The sequence below is a fragment of the Gordonia alkanivorans NBRC 16433 genome (assembly GCF_000225505.1).
GTDB classification, from domain to species: domain Bacteria; phylum Actinomycetota; class Actinomycetes; order Mycobacteriales; family Mycobacteriaceae; genus Gordonia; species Gordonia alkanivorans.
The window spans coordinates 12,621-31,196 of record NZ_BACI01000067.1 but is presented as its reverse complement, the minus strand read 5'-3'; the positions used below and the strand labels follow the sequence as shown (position 1 = coordinate 31,196).

Annotated in this window: 18 protein-coding genes; 9 read left to right on the top strand and 9 right to left on the bottom strand. The window is 66.7% G+C overall.

Annotated elements, in window-relative coordinates; translation table 11 throughout:
* Positions 1–24: 24 nt before the first annotated feature.
* The 3 genes from GOALK_RS12520 to GOALK_RS12510 all read left to right on the top strand — a co-directional run bounded on the left by GOALK_RS12520 (position 25) and on the right by GOALK_RS12510 (position 3,259).
* Positions 25–489 (top strand): Lrp/AsnC family transcriptional regulator, encoded by a 465-nt coding sequence (locus GOALK_RS12520; RefSeq protein WP_035750597.1) that lies wholly within the window; start codon positions 25–27, stop codon positions 487–489.
* Positions 486–1,877, top strand: coding sequence for an aspartate aminotransferase family protein (locus tag GOALK_RS12515; protein WP_006359189.1), 1,392 nt, complete (start codon positions 486–488; stop codon positions 1,875–1,877). Before GOALK_RS12520 ends, GOALK_RS12515 begins: the two co-directional genes overlap by 4 nt.
* 77 nt (positions 1,878–1,954) lie before the next feature.
* On the top strand, positions 1,955–3,259 hold the full coding sequence (locus GOALK_RS12510) for a D-alanyl-D-alanine carboxypeptidase family protein (RefSeq protein WP_006359188.1): 1,305 nt from the start codon (positions 1,955–1,957) through the stop codon (positions 3,257–3,259).
* Positions 3,260–3,340: 81 nt separating this feature from the next.
* Here the strand turns inward: GOALK_RS12510 and GOALK_RS12505 are convergent, their stop codons facing one another.
* From GOALK_RS12505 to GOALK_RS12490, 4 genes are all read right to left on the bottom strand, one after another.
* Positions 3,341–3,850 (bottom strand): flavin reductase family protein, encoded by a 510-nt coding sequence (locus tag GOALK_RS12505; protein WP_006359187.1) that lies wholly within the window; start codon positions 3,848–3,850, stop codon positions 3,341–3,343.
* Between the two features lie 22 nt (positions 3,851–3,872).
* Positions 3,873–4,865 (bottom strand): PDR/VanB family oxidoreductase, encoded by a 993-nt coding sequence (locus GOALK_RS12500; RefSeq protein WP_006359186.1) that lies wholly within the window; start codon positions 4,863–4,865, stop codon positions 3,873–3,875.
* A 73-nt stretch (positions 4,866–4,938) separates the two neighbouring features.
* Entirely contained in the window at positions 4,939–6,369 is a 1,431-nt protein-coding gene (locus GOALK_RS12495) for a phenylacetate--CoA ligase family protein (protein ID WP_006359185.1), read from the bottom strand.
* 52 nt (positions 6,370–6,421) lie between these two features.
* A complete protein-coding gene (locus GOALK_RS12490) occupies positions 6,422–7,528 on the bottom strand; it encodes an LLM class flavin-dependent oxidoreductase (RefSeq protein WP_006359184.1) in 1,107 nt (368 codons plus the stop codon).
* Between the two features lie 194 nt (positions 7,529–7,722).
* Here GOALK_RS12490 and GOALK_RS12485 point away from each other — a divergent pair, with 194 nt between their 5' ends.
* From GOALK_RS12485 to GOALK_RS12470, 4 genes are all read left to right on the top strand, one after another.
* On the top strand, positions 7,723–8,106 hold the full coding sequence (locus tag GOALK_RS12485; RefSeq protein WP_231380809.1) for a Zn-ribbon domain-containing OB-fold protein: 384 nt from the start codon (positions 7,723–7,725) through the stop codon (positions 8,104–8,106).
* Positions 8,103–9,233, top strand: a complete 1,131-nt coding sequence (locus GOALK_RS12480; protein ID WP_006359182.1) for a thiolase family protein — start codon at positions 8,103–8,105, stop codon at positions 9,231–9,233. Before GOALK_RS12485 ends, GOALK_RS12480 begins: the two co-directional genes overlap by 4 nt.
* Entirely contained in the window at positions 9,230–10,495 is a 1,266-nt protein-coding gene (locus GOALK_RS12475) for a cytochrome P450 (RefSeq protein WP_006359181.1), read from the top strand. The genes GOALK_RS12480 and GOALK_RS12475 overlap by 4 nt, the downstream gene beginning before the upstream one ends.
* Positions 10,496–10,559: 64 nt before the next feature.
* Positions 10,560–11,231: a TetR/AcrR family transcriptional regulator gene (locus tag GOALK_RS12470; RefSeq protein WP_006359180.1), complete on the top strand. Its 672-nt coding sequence runs from the start codon at positions 10,560–10,562 to the stop codon at positions 11,229–11,231.
* Here the strand turns inward: GOALK_RS12470 and GOALK_RS12465 are convergent.
* From GOALK_RS12465 to GOALK_RS12455, 3 genes are read right to left on the bottom strand one after another with little or no spacing between them, the layout of a single operon-like run.
* The gene (locus GOALK_RS12465; protein ID WP_006359179.1) at positions 11,191–12,255 is read right to left on the bottom strand and encodes a YhjD/YihY/BrkB family envelope integrity protein; all 1,065 of its coding nucleotides are present in this window, start codon (positions 12,253–12,255) and stop codon (positions 11,191–11,193) included. The two genes, GOALK_RS12470 and GOALK_RS12465, sit on opposite strands and share 41 nt — an antisense overlap.
* A 51-nt stretch (positions 12,256–12,306) precedes the next feature.
* Complete coding sequence (gene trpS / locus GOALK_RS12460) at positions 12,307–13,341, bottom strand: tryptophan--tRNA ligase (RefSeq protein WP_006359178.1); 1,035 nt, start codon at positions 13,339–13,341, stop codon at positions 12,307–12,309.
* 48 nt (positions 13,342–13,389) lie between these two features.
* Positions 13,390–14,226 carry an exodeoxyribonuclease III gene (locus tag GOALK_RS12455; protein ID WP_006359177.1) on the bottom strand — a complete coding sequence of 279 codons (837 nt, stop codon included), beginning with the start codon at positions 14,224–14,226 and terminating at the stop codon, positions 13,390–13,392.
* A gap of 168 nt (positions 14,227–14,394) precedes the next feature.
* Between GOALK_RS12455 and GOALK_RS12450 the strand changes: the two genes are divergently transcribed.
* Positions 14,395–14,577: a (2Fe-2S)-binding protein gene (locus GOALK_RS12450; RefSeq protein ID WP_006359176.1), complete on the top strand. Its 183-nt coding sequence runs from the start codon at positions 14,395–14,397 to the stop codon at positions 14,575–14,577.
* Between the two features lie 107 nt (positions 14,578–14,684).
* Positions 14,685–15,170: a bacterioferritin gene (bfr, locus tag GOALK_RS12445; protein WP_006359175.1), complete on the top strand. Its 486-nt coding sequence runs from the start codon at positions 14,685–14,687 to the stop codon at positions 15,168–15,170.
* 10 nt (positions 15,171–15,180) lie between these two features.
* Here the strand turns inward: bfr and GOALK_RS12440 are convergent, their stop codons facing one another.
* Together GOALK_RS12440 and GOALK_RS12435 are read right to left on the bottom strand one after the other, a co-directional pair.
* The gene (locus GOALK_RS12440) at positions 15,181–16,452 is read right to left on the bottom strand and encodes an MFS transporter (protein ID WP_006359174.1); all 1,272 of its coding nucleotides are present in this window, start codon (positions 16,450–16,452) and stop codon (positions 15,181–15,183) included.
* A 90-nt stretch (positions 16,453–16,542) separates the two neighbouring features.
* On the bottom strand, positions 16,543–18,465 hold the full coding sequence (locus tag GOALK_RS12435; RefSeq protein WP_006359173.1) for a cutinase family protein: 1,923 nt from the start codon (positions 18,463–18,465) through the stop codon (positions 16,543–16,545).
* Between the last annotated feature and the right edge of the window lie 111 nt (positions 18,466–18,576).

Here is an 18,576-nt window from a genome sequence, read left to right as displayed (position 1 = left end):
TACGGAATCCGTCACGATCATGGGGTGGCCGACCCTGCATCCACACAGTTGGACGCAACCGCGAAGAAGATCATCGAACTCCTGCAGGCCGATGGTCGGAGCAGCTATGCCTCCATCGGTAAGGCGGTCGGCCTGTCCGAGGCCGCCGTCCGCAACCGGGTCCAGAAGCTCAGCGAGAGCGGACTCCTGCAGATCGTCGCGGTCACCGATCCCCTCAAGCTCGGGTTCGCCCGGCAGGCGATGATCGGAATCCGCTGTGTCGGCGACACGCAGGCCCTCGCGCAGCACCTCGCCGAACACTCCGAGATCGACTACGTCCTGCTGACCGCGGGATCGTTCGACATCCTGATCGAGGTCGTCTGCGAGAACGACGACCATCTCCTGGAGATCCTGAACAAGAAGGTGCGCGTGCACCCGGAGGTCGTCGGCACCGAGACCCTCGTCTACCTCAAACTCGTCAAACAGCAATACAACTGGGGAACCCGATGACATTGACCGCACCCTCGACACCGCCCAACTCCGCCCGGTCGCTCGGCGAGCGCAGCGCGGCGCACCTCTGGGGACACTTCGCCCGGCACGGCGACGCCATCACGCCGCCGGTGATCACCCGCGGCGAGGGTATGCGCATCTTCGACGATCAGGGACGCAGCTACCTCGATGCGCTCGCCGGACTATTCGTCGTGCAAGTGGGTCACGGTCGGGAGGAACTGGCCGAGGCCGCCGCCAGGCAGGCCAAGGATCTCGCGTTCTTCCCGTTGTGGTCGTACGCGACTCCCCCGGCGATCGAACTCGCCGAACGCCTCGCCGCCTATGCACCCGGCGACCTCAACCGAGTCTTCTTCACCACCGGTGGCGGCGAAGCCGTCGAGAGCGCTTGGAAGCTGGCCAAGCAGTACTTCAAGCTCGTCGGGAAACCCGGTAAGCACAAGGTGATCTCGCGTGCGGTCGCCTACCACGGCACACCGCAGGGCGCGCTCGCCATCACCGGTGTGCCGGCCCTCAAGGAGGCCTTCGAGCCGTTGACGCCCGGGGCCTTCCGCGTGCCGAACACCAACATCTACCGGGCGGCCGACGACATGTCCGCCGACCCGAAGAAGTTCGGCCGCTGGGCCGCCGACCGCATCGCCGAGGCGATCGAGTTCGAGGGCCCGGACACGGTGGCGGCGGTCTTCCTCGAGCCCGTCCAGAACGCCGGCGGGTGCTTCCCGCCGCCGCCCGGCTATTTCGAGCGGGTCCGCGAGATCTGCGACGAGTACGACGTTCTCTTGGTCTCCGACGAGGTGATCTGCGCGTTCGGCCGCATCGGGTCGATGTTCGCCTGCGACGACTTCGGTTATGTCCCCGACATCATCACCTGCGCCAAGGGCATGACGTCGGGCTACTCCCCGATCGGTGCGATGATCGCCAGCGACCGTCTCTTCGAACCGTTCCGCGACGGCACCACGACGTTTGCCCACGGTTACACCTTCGGCGGGCACCCGGTATCGGCTGCGGTCGCGCTGGCCAACCTCGACATCTTCGAGCGTGAAGGGCTCAACGACCACGTCAAGACCCAGGCACCCGCGTTCCGGGCGACCCTCGAGAAGCTGCACGACCTTCCCATCGTCGGCGACGTGCGCGGCGAGGGCTTCTTCTACGGGATCGAACTCGTGAAGGACAAGGCCACGAAGGAAACGTTCACGGCGTCCGAGTCCGAGCGCATCCTGCGCGGATTCCTCTCCACGGCACTGTTCGACGCCGGGCTCTACTGCCGCGCCGACGACCGCGGCGACCCCGTCGTCCAGCTCGCTCCGCCGCTGATCGCGGGTCAGGCCGAGTTCGACGAGATCGAACAGATCCTGCGGTCGGTGCTGGACCGGGCGTACTCGCTGCTGTAGATCGCGCGGCCGAACGTCGGACACGGCCGCATCGCACGTCGGCGAGCCTGCGCGGTTCCGCTGGTAACGTGCGATCGGTGACCTCGGGGTGGACTCGCCGGACCTCATCGGCGCTAGTCGCCGCCCTGCTCGGGCTGCTTCTGTGCGTGATCGCCGCAGGTCCGGCCGGTGTCGGACGGGCCGGCGCCGTTCCCGTCCCGACCGGTGCACCGCCGGCCTTCACGACGCCCGTCACCGATCACTGTCCGCACAGGATCGGCACCCCACCGGCCGTCGACGAGTCCGAGGTCGTCGCACCCGGTTCGACACCCCCGTCCTCACTGCCGGTCCCCACACCGGCGATCGGGGGCGAGGACCTCTCATATTGCGGCGTCGTCGCCGACCCCGCAGCCGGCCCGCTTCCCGCTCGGCTGACGTCGGCCGGGTGGCTGATCGCCGACCTCGACTCCGGCAACGTCATCGCGGCCAAGGATCCCCACGGGCGGTACCGGCCCGCATCGACGATCAAGGTGCTGCTCGCGCTCATCGTTCTCGACGAACTCGATCTCGACGCGACTGTCCTCCCGACCGCGGAGGACTGGAGCACCGAGGGCGACTCGTGCGGAATGGGGCCCGGCGGCCGGTACACCGTCCGCGACCTGCTGACCGGACTGCTCATGGTGTCGGGCAACGACTGCGCCAACGCGCTCGCCCGGGAGCTCGGCGGTGTGGAGACCACGCTGGAGAAGATGAACGCACGCGCCCGCGAGCTGGGCGCCTCCGACACCCGCGCGGCCAGCCCGTCGGGTCTCGACGCCGCCGGAATGTCCTCCTCGCCGTATGATCTCGCCCTGATCTACCGGGAAGCGATGGCACAGGGGACCTTCCGTGAGTTGATCGCCAAGCCCACGTTCCGGTTCCCCGGTTATCCCCGCCGACCCGACGTTCCCGGCGACAAGGACCATCCGCCGTACGACATGTACAGCAGCAACCGCCTTCTGGTGGACGGCTACCCGGGCATGCTCGGTGGCAAGACCGGGTACACCGACGATGCACGGAAGACCTTCGTCGGCGCGGCGGAGCGCGACGGAAGACGCATCCTCGTCGTCCAGATGTACGGACTGTCGGTCGAGGGCGACATGTACTGGGATCAGGCGCGGGAGATGTTCGAGTACGGATTCCGGGCCGGGCCGGAGATCACCGTCGGACGTCTCGTCGAATCGTCCGGTGAGGCGGCCGAATCCACCGCACCGCGCGCCGCATCGTCGGCGGACTCCCACCTCGCGAGCACCGGTTCCGACGCCGCCTCCCCCATCTCGGTGCGCATCCTCGTCGGGCTCGTCGCAGCACTCGCCGCCGTGGTCCTGCTGTTGTTGGGGCTCAGGCTCTTCGGACGCAGGTGACGGCCCTTCTCCGTCGACCCGGCCGCCGTGCACCTCGGGGAGCGACCCGACGACCCGAGGTTCGGTTGAGCACCGTCGACGTCACGACATGACGCCGTCGGACGCAGGTGCCAATCGGTGAAAACCACTGCGGTGGAACACCAGTGGAGAGCTGGCCGGATCCGCGTCGAGGGTGTGTACCCGCAGCAGCACGACCAGGTGATCACCCGCATCCACGTCGGCATACACCGACGTCGTCAGCCACCCGCTCGCATCCCGCAGGACGATGCTCCCCTCGTCGAGGGAGTCCCAATCGACGCCGGCGAAGCGGTCGCCGTGTTTCGTCGAGAGCTTCCGGCAGACCTCACCGTGTTGCTCGGCGAGGATCGTGACGCCCAGTCGCGCAGCCGCACGCAGGTCCGGCCACGTCTGCGACGATCGTTGAACGCACACCGACACCAACGGCGGGTCGAGCGACACTGCGGTGAACGTGCTCGCCGCCATCCCCACCGGGCGCCCGTCGCGCATCGCGCACAACGCCACGACGCCGGACGGGAAGGCACCGAACACTTCCCGGAGGCGGCTCGGGACGAGCCCCGTCGGTTCTGTCATCGTCTTCTCTCTTTCGGGCTTCTCACAGATCGAGGACCAGTCGAGCCGTGCACGCCCGGGACACACAGGTCATGATCACGTCGCCGGCGTCGCGTTCGTCGTCGGTGAGCACCGAATCGCGATGGTCGGGCACGCCGTCGAGCACGGTGGCCTCGCACGTCCCGCAGGTTCCCTCGCGGCACGAGGAGGAGACGATCACCCCGCCGGTCCGCTCGACGGCTTCGAGGATCGTCTCGTCCTCTGCGACAGTCACCGTCACCCCGGACATCTGGCACTCGACCTCGAACGGCGTATCGCCGATGCGGGGCCCCACCGGCTCGGCCGGGCTGAAGCGTTCCGTGTGCAGGGCTCCGTGCGGCCACGATCCCGTTTCCGATTCGACGGCCGTCAGGAGCCCCTCGGGTCCGCAGCAGTACACGCCGACACCCTCGCGCGGTCCACCGAGAATCCGCGTCAGGTCCAGCACGCCGACCTCGTCTTGCGGATAGAGGTGCACCTTGTCGTCGTAGCCGGCGAGCTCGGCGGCGAATGCCATCGAGTCCCGCGTTCGCCCGCCGTAGTGCAGAGACCATGGAATCCCCCGCTCCTCGGCGTCGCGGAGCATGGGCAGGATCGGCGTCACCCCGATTCCCCCGGCGATGAACAGGTACTCGTCAGCGTCCTCGAGCGGGAAGTGGTTGCGCGGTCCGCGAACCCGGACGCGGTCGCCGCAGGAGAGGCGATGAGCGCGTTCGGAGCCGCCACGGCTCTCGCGTTCCCGCAGGACTGCGATGCGCCATGTCGGCTCGTGGCGTGGTCCGCACAGCGAGTACTGCCGAACGAGATCGTTGCCGAGGTCGAGGTCGACGTGGGCGCCCGGCGAGAAGTCCGGCAGCGCGGTTCCGTCTCCTGCCTCCAACGACAAACTCACCACGCCGATGCCCTCGGAGCGGACGCCACTGACCACCGCTTCGATCCATTGCGCATCATCCGACGCGCCGGCGGCCGGGCCCTTGACTGCTGAAGGCTGTGTCATTCGACGCCACCTGGCCGAATCTGAACGCCTCCCAGGGCCTTCGGGGCGTGGCGGGCCGGGATACCGTCCACGGTCACCAGCGCACGCCGCGAGCGTCGATGACGCGGCGTGCCTTGAAGGTGGTCGGTTCCAGAGTGCCCGGGGTGAGCACCTCGAACGGAATGCGAATGCCCAACCGTTGTTTCAGTACGGACTCGGCGCGCGCGACGAGTGCAGCCTGGGCTTCGGCACGTCGGTCGTCGTCCACCGCTTGCCAGGCCTCATGGGTGCCGGCCGAGACCTCGGCGTGAACCGCGATCTCGTCCAGTGCGCCTTCGGTGTGGACGTGGATCCGGAATTCGGGTCCGAGTTCAGGGATGTCACGCAACGCGGTCTCGATGGCACTCGGGTAGATGTTGGCACCCCGGATGACGAGCATGTCGTCGAGTCGCCCGAGCACACCCTCGGGCATGCGCGGGTAAGTTCGTCCGCAGACGCACGGGGTGTCGTCGAGATACGTCTCGTCTCCGGGCGCGAATCGGATCATCGGTTGGGACTCCCGCCACAGGTGCGTGTAGATCACGGCCCCACGTTCGCCGACCGGGATCGCCACGTTGTGGTCGTTCCGATCGACGACCTCGGTGTAGACCTCATCGGTGATCAGGTGGGTGCCGGTACCTGCCTCGCACCCGACGCTGGTCTGGAACGGATACATCTCCGACGTCGATCCGGCATCGGCCACCGTTGCGCCCCAGCCCTCTTCGATGATTCGTCGCGTTCCGGGCAGGCTGCCGCCGGGCTCTCCACCGACCAGCACGTGCTGTACCGAACTGGCGCGCAGATCGACACCCATCCGCTCTGCCACGGACAGCAGGTGGATGCAGTACGACGGGGTCGCGCTGAACACCGTTGAGCCGAGCGTGCCGATCATCTCGATGTGCTTCTCGGAATCGGTGACCCCCAGCGGAAAGACCGTGGCGCCGATGCGTTCCACGCCCTGCAGGACGCCCCAGCCACCGAAGAACAGTCCGAACGGGAATCCGATCTGCACGATGTCATCGGGGCGCACACCGGCACACCACTGTGCCATGGCGTGTACGTCGGCGGCCCGGTCCCAGTCACCGCGGGACACCGCATACATCGTCGGGGTTCCCGATGTGCCCGATGACCCATGGATGCGTGCGATGCCACCGGCTCCGAAATCCCTTGTGTACGAGCCGAACGGCGGATTCTCCTGTTGGTCGGCGACGAGCATCTTCTTGGTGATGATCGGAACCTTCGCCGTGAAATCCGCCAGCGACGTCACGTGTTCGGGCCGGAACCCGTGCTTGTCGTAGTGGCGCCGGTAGAACGGCAATTCGTCGTAGACATAGCGCAGCTGCAGCTGTATCCGCTCGAGAATCCGACGATCCCGTTCCTCGGGGTCGCGGGTTTCGCGGGCTTCGTCCCAATATCGGCGAGTCGCCGACAAGGAAGCGGCGTCACCGTCGGCGGCAGTGGCGGCAAGCGCGTGTGAAGGGGTCATCGATGTCTGTCCTTGGCTCGCGGAGGTGGATTCAGGTGGGTCGGCTGCCTAATCAGACCCCCAAGGCGACGCGTGCGAGCTTGTTGCGGCGAGCCATGTTCTCGCGCGGGGTGAATTGCGGTGTGACGTAGCGCGCGAAGAGCTCGAGAGAGCGATTCCACTTGTCGGTGGTCACCCAGTCACGGCTGTTGATCAGGAACGTCCCGAATCCGCCGGTGGCTTCTTCCAATTCGCGGATCTGACGGGTGCAGTCCTCGGGGCTGCCGATGATCCACGGGATCTCCTCGACCATCCACTCGAAGGTGAGCTCGGCGTCGTCCATGCCCTCTCCCTTCTTCATCAGCGCACCCAGACCGAGGCCCAGGAGGTACTCGTAGGACCGGTGCACGCCGGCCCGGATCTCCTTCATCGCCTGGTCCTTGCTGTCGGACACGTAGACCTCACGGGTGATCCGCCAGTTCTGACGCGCGACGTCGGGGTCGAGACCGTTCTCCTCGGCCGCCGAGGTCAGTGCCGCAGCGTGCGCCGCGAGGTCGGGGGCATGCGGGTAGCCTTCGTTGTCGGTCGGAGAGAAGTACACACTGAGAGCCTTCCACCCCTTGGCGCCACACCGTGCGTAGTTGTGCGTTCCGGTCAGGCCGGCGATCGCGAACGGCGGAACCTCCTGGTACGGACCGACCTGCAGCTGACGATTCTCGTACTTCCAGTACACGCCTTCATAATTGACCGGCTCGTCGGAGGTGAGGAGTTCCCAGATGATCTCGAGCGCCTCGGACGTACGGGGCGCGGCTTCGGAACGTTCGAGCTGGAACAGCGCCTGGTCCGTGGGCAGCCCGCCGCCACCGAAACCGTATTCCAGCCGACCATGAGTGAGGTGGTCGAGGAATGCCAGACGCTCGGCGACCTGGAACGGATCCTGGTACGGGAGGTTCACCACGCCGGTGCCGAGCCGGATCCTGCTCGTGAGGGCTGACGCCTTCGCCAGCAACAGTTCCGGCATCGGCACGTTCTCGTAGCCACCGGTGTGGTGTTCGCCGATCCAGAACTCGCTGAAACCCAGCTTCTCCGCCAGAACGATCTCTTCGATGTCCCGGTCGTACGACAGCGACCAGTTCTCGATCGGCGGGTGTTCCGGCATCGCGAACAGACCAAACCTCATGTGTGACCTCCCTGTATGGCTGAGCCCGATCGTTGACCAGACACATATTGGTTTATTGCCGACCCAATAGTGATGTGACTCACTGCGGCATGTCAAGAGTGACCGAGAAAACTGGCATCTAACAGTCTGTTTCGACGCCACCCCGGCGGTACGCCTAGTTGATAACCTACCTCGACTCTGTTTATCTTGTGACCGTGAACACAACCGATCAAACCCGTGTGGGCGTCGACCCGCGCCCGGTCGTGAGGCCCGGCGACGACGGCATCTGGACCGTTTCCGGTTCACGGTGCGCACGCTGTGCGCGAGCTGTCGCCTACCAGTGGCCGCGTTGCCCCGGGTGCGCGGGAGAAGTGCACTCGGAGGACTTCGCCGGCACCGGGGTGGTGTGGAGTCGGACCACCATCAACATCGCCGTGGGCGATCACGTTCCGCCGTACACGGTCGCCTACATCGACCTCGACAACGGGCCACGAATGCTGGCCCATGTGGCCGGGGAGAACGTCGACGTCGGCGCACGGGTGCGGCTCGTCGGCCTCACACCCGGCGGAGATCCGTGCGTCGAGGAGGTACACCGATGAACCGGGTCGCAGTACACGGCGTCGGCATGTCCCGCTTCGGACGGCAACCGGGACGTGATCTGTCGGCCCTCGCCGGCGAGGCGGTCGCCGGGGCGTTCGACGAAGCCGGCTCCGTTTCCGTCGACGCGGTGTGGGTCGGAACCGTGTTCGGCGCGCCCGGTGTCGCGCAGCGGGTCCTGCGAAGCCTGGGTATCACCGAGGTTCCCATCATCACCGTCGAGAATGCCTGCGCGAGTGGGACAACGGCCTTCATCGAGGCGCACGAAGCAATCCGCACCGGCCGATTCGGGCGAGTCCTCGCCCTCGGTGTCGAGCAGATGAGTACCGCATTCTCCGGTCCCATCGTGCCCGAGACGACCGATCCCGAAGGCCTCACCGGGCTGGCCCTGCCCGCGCTCTACGGGATGAGTGCCGCCCGATACCTTCACGACGGAGCTGTGACGCTGGAGCAACTTGCTGCGGTCTCGGTCAAGAATCGCAATCACGCGCAGGGCAATCCGCGAGCGCCGTTCCGCGAGCGCCTCACCGTCGAAGAGGTTCTCGCGTCCCGCATGATCGCCGATCCGCTCACACTCCTACAGTGTTGCCCGACCAGCGACGGTGCTGCCGCCGCGATCCTGGCGCCGGCCACCGGCGCTGCCGACGAGGTGACCGTGCGCGCGACGACGATGCGAAGCGGACGCGTATGGGACCAGACCTCGCCCCACGTGTGGGGTCACGACATCGTTCGCGACGCCACCGTCGACGTGCTCGGTGCCGCCGCGATCGAGTCCATCGACGACATCGATGTCTTCGAGGTCCACGACGCATTCACCATCGGCGAGATCGTGACGACCGAGGCCCTCGGAATCGCCGCCCCGGGTGAAGGCGGTGCCGCGGCTGCGGCCGGGAGGACAGCGCTCGGCGGCGACACGCCGGTCAATCCCTCGGGCGGACTGCTGTCACGCGGACATCCGCTGGGCGCAACCGGTTTGGCGCAGGTCGCGGAGATCACGTGGCAACTCCGCGGCCAGGCCGGCAGCAGACAGGTCGAGTCGGCGCGACTCGGCCTGGTCGAGACGATGGGTGGAGGTGTCTCCGTTCTGGACGGAAACGCCTGTGCCATGACGATTCTGGAGGCTTCATGAGCACGTCGGACACCGAGGTCGCGAACCTCGACCTGCTGGACCCGACCGCACTGGCCGACCCGTACCCGGTCTTCGCATCGCTGCGTGCGCACGACCCTGTCCACTGGAACGCTCGCTACAAGTCGTGGTTCATCACCTCGTTCGACGACGTCACCGCTGCGCTCAAGGATCCGCGTTTCACCTCGAACCGCATCACCCCCTACCGCGAGAACGTGCTGAGCCGGCCCGGAACCGACCCGTTGCTGCGCGAGGCTTTCGGAGTCCTCGACGACTGGATGGTGTTCAAGGATCCGCCCGACCACACGCGACTACGCCGACTCCTCAGCCGTGCGTTCACACCGCGCTCGGTGTCGAGGATGCGGCCGGCGATCGAAGCCATCGCCGCCGAACTGCTCGATCGGGCGGTCGAGCACGGTGACAACCGGATCGATCTCATCAGCGACTACGCCTATCCACTCACGTCCTCGGTGATCGCCGAGATGCTGGGCGTTCCCCGCGAAGATCGTGACCGGTTCAAGGACTGGTCCGACCAGATCAGTGGGCTCGTCTTCGGCAGCCTCGGCGACGACGAACGCCACCGGCGCGGTGCACGCGGAATGAAAGAACTGACCACCTATCTCGGGGAACTGGTCGCCGACCACGAGAAGTCGCCGTCCGATGATCTGATCTCGATGCTGATCTCGGCCAGGGAGAACGACGACTCGCTGAGCCACGACGAGGTGATCGCCACCGGTGTCCTGCTGCTGTTCGCCGGCCACGAGACCACCACGAACCTCATCGGCAACGGAATTCTGGCCCTGTTGGACCATCCGGAGGAGCTTCGTACCGTCGATCCCTCCGACCCGGCACGGGTCAACGGGCTGGTCGACGAACTCCTCCGATATGACGGACCGGCCAAGAGTGTCGTGCGACTCGTCACCGAGGACATGGTGTGGCGCGACAAGCAGATGCGTGCCGGCGAGCGGGTCTTCCTGTTCCTGTCCAGCGCCAACCGCGACCCGTCGGCCTTCGAGAACCCGGACACCTTCGACGCCTCGCGGCGACCCGGCCGCCAACTCGGCTTCAGCGCGGGGCTGCACTACTGCCTGGGCGCGCCGCTGGCCAGGCTGGAAACCTCCATCGCGGTACCGACCGCCATCAACCGGCTCAGTGGGTTGGCACCCGATCCCGACGACTCTGTCTCGTGGGCGCCGACTCTCCTGACACGCGGGATGACCCGGTGTCCCGTCCGTTACGGCCTAACATCGGGTTCGACCCACTAACCTCGGTTGCCACCCGGTCGCCGAACAGCGAAGCGGCACCGGCCGATTCGGAACAGGAGGAACGATGGCTCGTCCGAGTCGGTGGACAGACGTCGTCGAAGCGGCCGCCGAAGAGTTCCGGAGCCGCGGATACGACAGCGCAACCCTCGAGGACATCGCCACGCGTGTGGGAATCCTCAAGGGCAGCATCTACAACTACGTCCAGAACAAGGAAGAGCTGCTGCTCGCGGTCGTGGAACGCCCGGCCGAGGTACTGCTCGCCGACCTCGAGCAGCTACGCAACGATGACCAGCAGTCGGCAACCATCCGGTTGCAGACGCTCTTCCGGATTCAGGTACGCGTGTTCAGCGACCACTACCCCGCGGCGTTCGTGTACCTGCGCAACATCGGACGCACCGACCTCTCCGACAAGTTCGGGAAGTTCACCGAGATGGATGCGAGATATATGGGCATCCTGGAAGATCTGATCGCCGACGGAGTCCGGCGCGGCGAGTTCAATCCCCCGGTGAGTCCGCGGATCGCCGCCCTCTCATTGGTCGGCATCCTCAACTGGATGCAGCACTGGTTCACACCCCAGAGCGACGAGGCGAACCGTCGCCTCGCCGACGATCTGTTCGCGATGGCGCTCGGGGGTCTCACGTCCGGCGGCAGTCTCGCCCGAATCCTGGCCGGCACTCACGATGCCGCGTCGTCGGTCAGCGAGCCCGACCGGACAACCACCCGATCAGTACGCTGAGCCCGGCACCCACACCCGCCGCAGCTGCGAGTGCCGCCGGGCGCGGCGTCGGGTTCACCTCGACCGTCGGCGAGATCACCACGGGCCGACGCAGTTCCGCGTCCGGGTCCTCCTCGACCTGGAACCCGGCGTTCGCCGGGTCGGTCGCACACCAGGCGGCGGCGTAGAGCACGATGCGTGACGCGAGGTAGGCGAACACCATGACACCGAGGATCGGGCCGAAGGCCACACCGGCGGGGCTGCTCAACACCGACTGGAGGTAGAGCCCGCCGACCGTCTTGACGATCTCGAAAGCGACCGCGGTGATCAGACCAGCTTTCAGGGTGTTGCGGAATGGCAACTGCACCAAGGGAAGCCGCGCCATGATGAATGTGAACAACGCCCAGGTGGCAAGGATCGAAACCGCGATGGACACCAGTCGGACGAGGACCGGCGCCCACGACGCATCGTCGAGGCCGACCCATCCGAGCACGGTCCGCGTGAGACCCGAATTTCCCAGGGCGGTAAGGGCCATCGTCACTGCGAACGCGACACCGAGTCCGGCGAAGGTCACCAGGTCCCAGACCTTCGACATCACCGCGTTGCGTTGCACCCGGCCGCCCCACATCTCGGTCATGCCGGTGCGTACACCGGAGATCCAGCCGATGCCGGTGAACGCGGCACCGAGCAGACCGACCACACCCACCGTGGTGCGGGAGTCGATGGCCGAGGTGATGATGTCGGATACCTGGTCGCCGAGCTGGCCCGGCATCTTCTCCACGACGGCGTCCTGGATGTTCTGCAACAACTCGGGCTGCCGGGCCAGCACGAAGCCGGCCACCGCGAACGCGACCATGATGATCGGGACGAGCGCGAGGATGCCGTTGAAGCTGATACTCGCGGCATACAGGTTGCCGCGACGGTCGTTGTAGCGATCGACCGTCCGGAGAAGATGGTCGAGCCACGTCCAGCGTTCGCGCCGGTCCTCGTAGATCGACTTCGCCCGGGTGACGAGCGACTTCCCCGAATCGACCACCGAACTCACCGCACGCCTCCTCGTCGGGTCGCCGAGGGCGCCGGACTCTCGCAGACCGTGTCAGCGCCTCGGTGACAGGAAACCCACCTTGTCATAGACCGACTCCAGGGTCGCCGAGGCCACCGCCCGGGCGCGCTCCGCGCCACGCGCGAGGATGACGTCGAGCTGGGCGGGGTCGTTCATGTACTCGGTGACGCGGCCGCGTAGCGGCGTGACGAACTCGGCGAGGACGTCGGCGGTCTCGACCTTCAGATCGCCGTATCCCTTGCCCTGGTACTTGTCGACGAGGACGTCCACCGGGGTGCCGCTCAACGCCGACTGGATGGTCAGCAGGTTGCTGACACCGGGCTTGTTCTCCGGGTCGAAGCGGATCTCGGTCTCGGTGTCGGTCACCGCGGAACGAATCTTCTTGGCGGACTTCTTCGGCTCGTCGAGCAGATTGATGAGGCCCTTGTCGGTCTCGGCCGACTTGCTCATCTTCGCGGTCGGGTTCTGGAGGTCGTAGATCTTGGCGAACTCCTTGACGATGTACGCCTGCGGGACCTTGAGGACCTTGCCGAACCGAGAGTTGAAGCGCTGCGCGAGATCGCGGGTGAGTTCGAGGTGCTGACGCTGGTCCTCACCCACCGGAACCTGATCAACCTGGAACGCGAGGATGTCCGCGGCCATCAGGATCGGATAGGTGAACAGCCCGACGCCCGCGGCGTCGACGCCCTGCTTGGCCGACTTGTCCTTGAACTGCGTCATCCGGCTCGCCTCACCGAAACCGGTGATGCACGACAGCACCCACGTCAGCTCGGCGATCTCCGGGATGTGCGACTGGACGTAGATCGTGGAGCGCTCGGGGTCGACGCCGACGGCCAGCAGCTGAGCTACCGACAGTCGCGTGCGCTCGGCAAGGGTCTTCGGATCGAACGACGCCGTGATCGCATGCATGTCGGGGATGAAGTAGAAGGCCTCGAAGTCGTCCTGCAGGGCCACCCACTGGCGAACCGCACCCAGGTAATTGCCGAGGTGGAAGGAATCGCTGGTGGGCTGGATTCCCGACAGTACGCGGGGGCGGGCGGCGCCGGATGCGGAGACGTCAGAACTCATCGGTCCATTTTCGCAGACCCGCAAAGCCCTTTTCCGCCGGTGCCCGCATCACTCGTAGACGACGGTGACCGGCGCGTGATCCGACCAGCGCAGGTCGTAGGCGGCTGCCCGATCCACTGTCGCCTTCACCGCACGCTCGGCGAGCGAACGGTTGGTGAGTTGGTAGTCGATCCGCCATCCGGAGTCGTTGTCGAACGCCTTGCCGCGCCACGACCACCATGAATATGGACCGCTCTCGCCGGGATAGAGCTCGCGGGTGACGTCGTGCCACCCGGCTTCGAGGAGGCCACCCACCCACGCGCGCTCATGCGGCAGGAAGCCCGGGCTCTTGAGGTTGCCCTTCCAGTTCTTGATGTCCGCCTCGGCGTGGGCGATGTTCCAGTCGCCGCCGACGACGACGTGGCGGCGACGGCGGACGAGCCGGCCGAGGTGCGCGCCGAACTCGTCGAGGAACCTCATCTTCTCCTCGTACTTGACGACGACCTTCTCGGCATCGGTGAGCGCCGCACCCTTCGGCAGGTACAGACTGGCCGCGGTCACCGGCCCGAGGTCGGAGTCGAGGTCGACCTCGAGGTAGCGGCCGAGGTCGTCGAATTCCGCACTGCCGAAGCCGAAGCGGACGGCGGCCGGCTCGGTACGGGTCAGCACGCCGACACCGGCATGTCCCTTCACCGAGGACTCGCTCATCGTGAGATGCCAGCCGGCGTCGAGCGCAGGAGCCAGGGCGTCCCGGGCGAGGTCCTCGCTCGCCCGCACCTCCTGCAGCAGCACGACGTCGAGCGACGAGTCCTCCAACCAGGGCAGGAAGCCGCGGTTGGTCTCGGAGCGATGTTTGACCGCCGCGCGGATTCCGTTGACGTTGACCGTGGAGATGGAGAGTGGCACGGGGCCACATCCTACGGATGCGGTCCGACAGACCAACGCCCGCAAGCCTTCTTCGCGGACGGTTCCCGACGTCTCGGATTGAGACGAAAAAGAGGTAAGGCAACCCTTGTGCATCCCGGGAGAGATATGTAAGCATTACCTAATCCAGGCACTACGTTAGGTCCGAAGATGTTCGTTTGTATTTGCCGCGCTGTCACCGTCGACGAGGTCCACGAGCACTGCGATGCCGGTGCCTACACCATCGACGACATCAGCGACCGCTGCGGCGCGGGCGAGGGCTGCGGAACCTGCCTGGAGAAACTCGACAGCATCCTGAGCGAAAGGCTGGCCACCTCGACGAGCGCTGCATGACCTGACATCAGACAACTCCAGCAACAACCTCGCCCGAGTACGCGCGCGGGGCGTTTTGCCGTGTTAGCTTCATCACTACGATTGTCCGGCTAACGGGAGGCTGTCATATGCGTGGCGACGACGAGGTCATTGCACTGCTCAACGAGCAGCTCACGAGCGAGCTCACCGCGATCAACCAGTACTTCCTCCACGCGAAGATGCAGGAGAGCTGGGGTCTCACGGAGATCGCGGCCAAGACGCGCGCCGAGTCCATCGAGGAGATGACGCACGCCGAGATCCTCACCGACCGCATCCTCTTCCTCGACGCGCTGCCCAACTACCAGCGTCTGCTGCCGCTGCGCATCGGTCAGTCCATCCGCGAACAGTTCGAGTCGGACATGGCGATCGAGGTCGAGGTCGTCGAACGACTGCGCCCGGGCGTCGCGATGTGCCGCGAGAACGGCGACATCACCAGCGCGAACCTCCTCGAGAAGATCCTCGCCGAGGAGGAAGAGCACATCGACTACCTCGAAACCCAGCTCGAGCTGATCAACAAGATCGGCGAACCGCTCTACCTGTCGAAGACGATGGCGACGCCGCCGACCAACGGCTGACGTTCCGCGCTCAGGCGGGGACCGGGCGGCGGCGCGCCGTCATGAACGCGACGACAGCGACCGCGATGCCGCCGACAGCGAGGACCGCGCCGATCACCGCCGGTGACAGGAATCCCCATCCGGCACCGACGACCACGCCTCCGAGGAACGCGCCCGCGGCATTGGCGATGTTGAGCGCCGAGTGATTGAGGGCGGCGGCCAACGTCTGGGCGTCGGCTGCGACGTCCATCAGACGTGTCTGTAGCGCGGGGATCATCGTCGTTCCGGTCAGCGCGACGAGGTACGTGAGTATCAGTGCCGCCCACGCATTCTCGGCGAGTACGGCGAAGGCGGCGAGCGCCACCGCACTGGTGGACAATCCGGCGAGGATCGCGGTCGAGACGTTGCGGTCGGCCGCCCAGCCGCCGACGAAGTTGCCGGTCACCATGCCCAGGCCGTACAGCATCAGGGCGATCGGCACGATCGAGACCGGCAGCCCCGTCACCGAGGTGAGAGCCGAGTTCAGGTACGTGTAGAAGGCGAACATCCCGCCGAAGCCGACGACACCGATCACCAGCGTGAACCACACCTGAGATCGCCGAAGCGCGCCGAGTTCGGTCAGCGGGTCGGTGATCGTCATGCCGGACAGGCTCGGGAGCACACGGACCAGTGACACGACGGTCGCGATGCCGATGGCGACGACGATCGCGAACGCGGTGCGCCACCCGAACGTCTCCCCCAGCCAGGCCGCCGCCGGTACGCCGACGACGTTCGCGACCGAGAGACCGAGCATCACCTGCCCGACCGCCTTGGCGCGATGACGCGGACCGGCGAGGTGCGCGGCGACCAGTGCCGCGACGCCGAAGTACGCACCGTGCGGAAGACCGGCGACGAACCGCGCCACGAGAAGGAGTCCGTACGACGGCGCCAGGACCGTGGCGAGGTTGCCGATCGTGAACGCCACCATCAGGGCGATCAGGAGAACCCGCCGCGACATCCGCGCGGTGAGCGCCGCGATCAGCGGAGCGCCCACCACCACGCCGAGTGCGTAGGCGGAGATGACATGACCGGCGGTGGGCTCGGAGACGCCGAGGGAACCGGCGATGTTCGGTAGCAGACCCATCGCGACGAACTCGGTGGTTCCGATACCGAAACCGCCCAGGGCGAGCGCGAGGATCGTCAGCCGGCGGCCACGACCCGAGATCCCCGACGAACGATGTTCGACGTTCGACGCCGCGTCGTCGAGCGCGTTGAGAGCGAGGTCGTCCGGGGCACCGGCGGTCGTCGTGGGGGCTTCAGGCACGCCTCATGCCAACCGGCCCTCCGACACCACCATTCCCCCTACGGCCGGTGAGTTCGTTCACACGACGAGCGACGACCCGTCGTCCAGCGCTCACTCCGAGCCGGAACCACCGCTCGAGCTGTCCGAGCCGCCACCGCTGCCACCGGAACTGCTGCTGCTCGAATTCGAGCCGCTGCCGGAGTCCGAGTTCGAGCCACCGCTGCTGCTGTCGCTGTCACCCGAACTACTCGAGTCCGTTCCACCGGAACCGCCAGAGCCCGAGCCGCCGCTGCCGGAACCGCCCGCGTCCGAGCCACCCGAGTCCGAGGTCCCGGAATCGGTGCTGCCGGAATCGCCGGTGTCGCCGTCGGGACCACCCGAACCCGGGCTGCCGCCATCCGACGACGGTCCGTCCGACGAGTCGATCTCCGACCGCGTGACGCCCGGATCGCTGCCGCCGGTCGACGGGTCGGTGCCGTCTCCACCGCCGGCCGGGGTGTTGTCGTCGCCGACCGCCGGCGCGGGCGACGAGGTGTCCGGACCCGCCGAGGAGTCGCCGCTCGACGGACCGCCGGCCACCTCGGTGACCTCAGGCGTATCGGTACCGCGGACCGGTGCCTCGACCTCCGGTGCAGTGGTCTCGGGATCGTCGGCGGCGGCGGCGACGAACCGGGCGAGAGCCACCGATGCAGAGGAGTCATCGTCGGCGACCACCGAAAGGGTGTTCGGTTGCGAGGTGACCGACGGTCCGACGATCGCGCCCGCCCAGTACCGCACGAAGTTCACCGGCAGCAGCACGATGCTGCGCACACTCGCGGCGAGAGCATTCACACCACGCATGAGTCGTGCCGGGGACAGACTGACGATGCCCTGCAGGATGTCCTCGAACACGAAGAGGTCGGGCAGGTAGGCGCCGTAACCGAGTTGCGGCAGCGGGGGCAGGAATCCCTGGACCAGACGGACGACGGGCTGCAGGTTGGCCAAGGTGATGCCCAGCGGGAGGCCGATCGTCGGACGACCGGACAGGAAGTCGCCGATCTCGCCGGTGTACCCGAGGTCGTTCGCCCAGCCCTGGACCAACTCGGCGAAAGCGGACTTCGCCCCCACCATGCAGACCGTCCCGGTCGCGGTCCCCGCGCCGCTGCACGAGACCGGCCGCGTCGCCCACTGCGACGCGGGGTCGCGATACATCGCGTACGGGTAGAGGAAGTGCTTCGTCTGGTATCCGAGGATGCCGTCGATGGCACCGATGGGGTCGTACAGCGGATCCGGCAGGTCACAGATGGGGTCGCCGTCGATGCACACCGACACCACCCGATCGGACACCGTTCCGAACCCCGCATCCGCACCGTTCGCGCCGCGCGGCCCAGACATCGTCAGACCTGGGATCACACCGATCATCGACAGCTCGATACCCCGCCCGGTCTTGTCCCCGGCACGTCGCGGATCGGAGTACAGCTCGCCGCTGATGACATCCGGGTCGATGGTCACCATCACCGGGTTGCCGTCGTCGTCGAGCAACGGTTCACCGTTCTCGTCGATCGCGACGACCTCACCGGCCGTGCCGTTCCCGATCTCGGACAGCACGTCACCGGCCACACGGGCGCCCTGCGAGTACCCGGCCACGACGACGGGCTTGCCCTGGCACTGCGACTGGTAGCCGGCGATCGTCGACTTGGTCGCTGCGGTCCCCTGCGCGACGCTCGAGTCGTATCCCGTCGCACCCAGTGGCCACAGGGTCGTCGGATAGTCCGCATAGATGACCTGGTAGGCGTTGTCGCTGGCGTACGGCGAGTTCGGATCGGGCTGATTGTCGGGCCCGAGCCCTGTGTAGCGCTGTTTCACGCCGACGAGGTACTGCCCCTCCGGGTCGTTGGTGCCGCCCACGATGACGACCGCGCCCGCGCCGCACGAGTCCGCCTTCGCCTCGGGGACCCCGCCGACCAGGCCGAAAGACGCGGCCACCGCCACGCCGGTCGCGGTTGCGATCAGAAACGACGTCCGACGCGACCTGAGATGCTTCATTGCCTTCATGAGGCCCACTCCTCACCACACCCGGACACGCTTCAGGGATGAAGAGGCGTCCTCCGCCGGGATTGACCCGAACGTTAGGGCATCGAAGCGAACCTGACAGGACGCTGAGAA

Coding starts and splice junctions, on each gene's coding strand:
- trpS (WP_006359178.1), bottom strand. CDS start 13,341: ATGAGTTCTGACGTCTCCGCATCCGGCGCCGCCCGCCCCCGCGTACTG.
- bfr (WP_006359175.1), top strand. CDS start 14,685: ATGCGTGGCGACGACGAGGTCATTGCACTGCTCAACGAGCAGCTCACG.
- GOALK_RS12470 (WP_006359180.1), top strand. CDS start 10,560: ATGGCTCGTCCGAGTCGGTGGACAGACGTCGTCGAAGCGGCCGCCGAA.
- GOALK_RS12490 (WP_006359184.1), bottom strand. CDS start 7,528: ATGAGGTTTGGTCTGTTCGCGATGCCGGAACACCCGCCGATCGAGAAC.
- GOALK_RS12500 (WP_006359186.1), bottom strand. CDS start 4,865: ATGACACAGCCTTCAGCAGTCAAGGGCCCGGCCGCCGGCGCGTCGGAT.
- GOALK_RS12475 (WP_006359181.1), top strand. CDS start 9,230: ATGAGCACGTCGGACACCGAGGTCGCGAACCTCGACCTGCTGGACCCG.
- GOALK_RS12450 (WP_006359176.1), top strand. CDS start 14,395: ATGTTCGTTTGTATTTGCCGCGCTGTCACCGTCGACGAGGTCCACGAG.
- GOALK_RS12435 (WP_006359173.1), bottom strand. CDS start 18,465: ATGAAGGCAATGAAGCATCTCAGGTCGCGTCGGACGTCGTTTCTGATC.
- GOALK_RS12505 (WP_006359187.1), bottom strand. CDS start 3,850: ATGACAGAACCGACGGGGCTCGTCCCGAGCCGCCTCCGGGAAGTGTTC.
- GOALK_RS12495 (WP_006359185.1), bottom strand. CDS start 6,369: ATGACCCCTTCACACGCGCTTGCCGCCACTGCCGCCGACGGTGACGCC.
- GOALK_RS12515 (WP_006359189.1), top strand. CDS start 486: ATGACATTGACCGCACCCTCGACACCGCCCAACTCCGCCCGGTCGCTC.
- GOALK_RS12480 (WP_006359182.1), top strand. CDS start 8,103: ATGAACCGGGTCGCAGTACACGGCGTCGGCATGTCCCGCTTCGGACGG.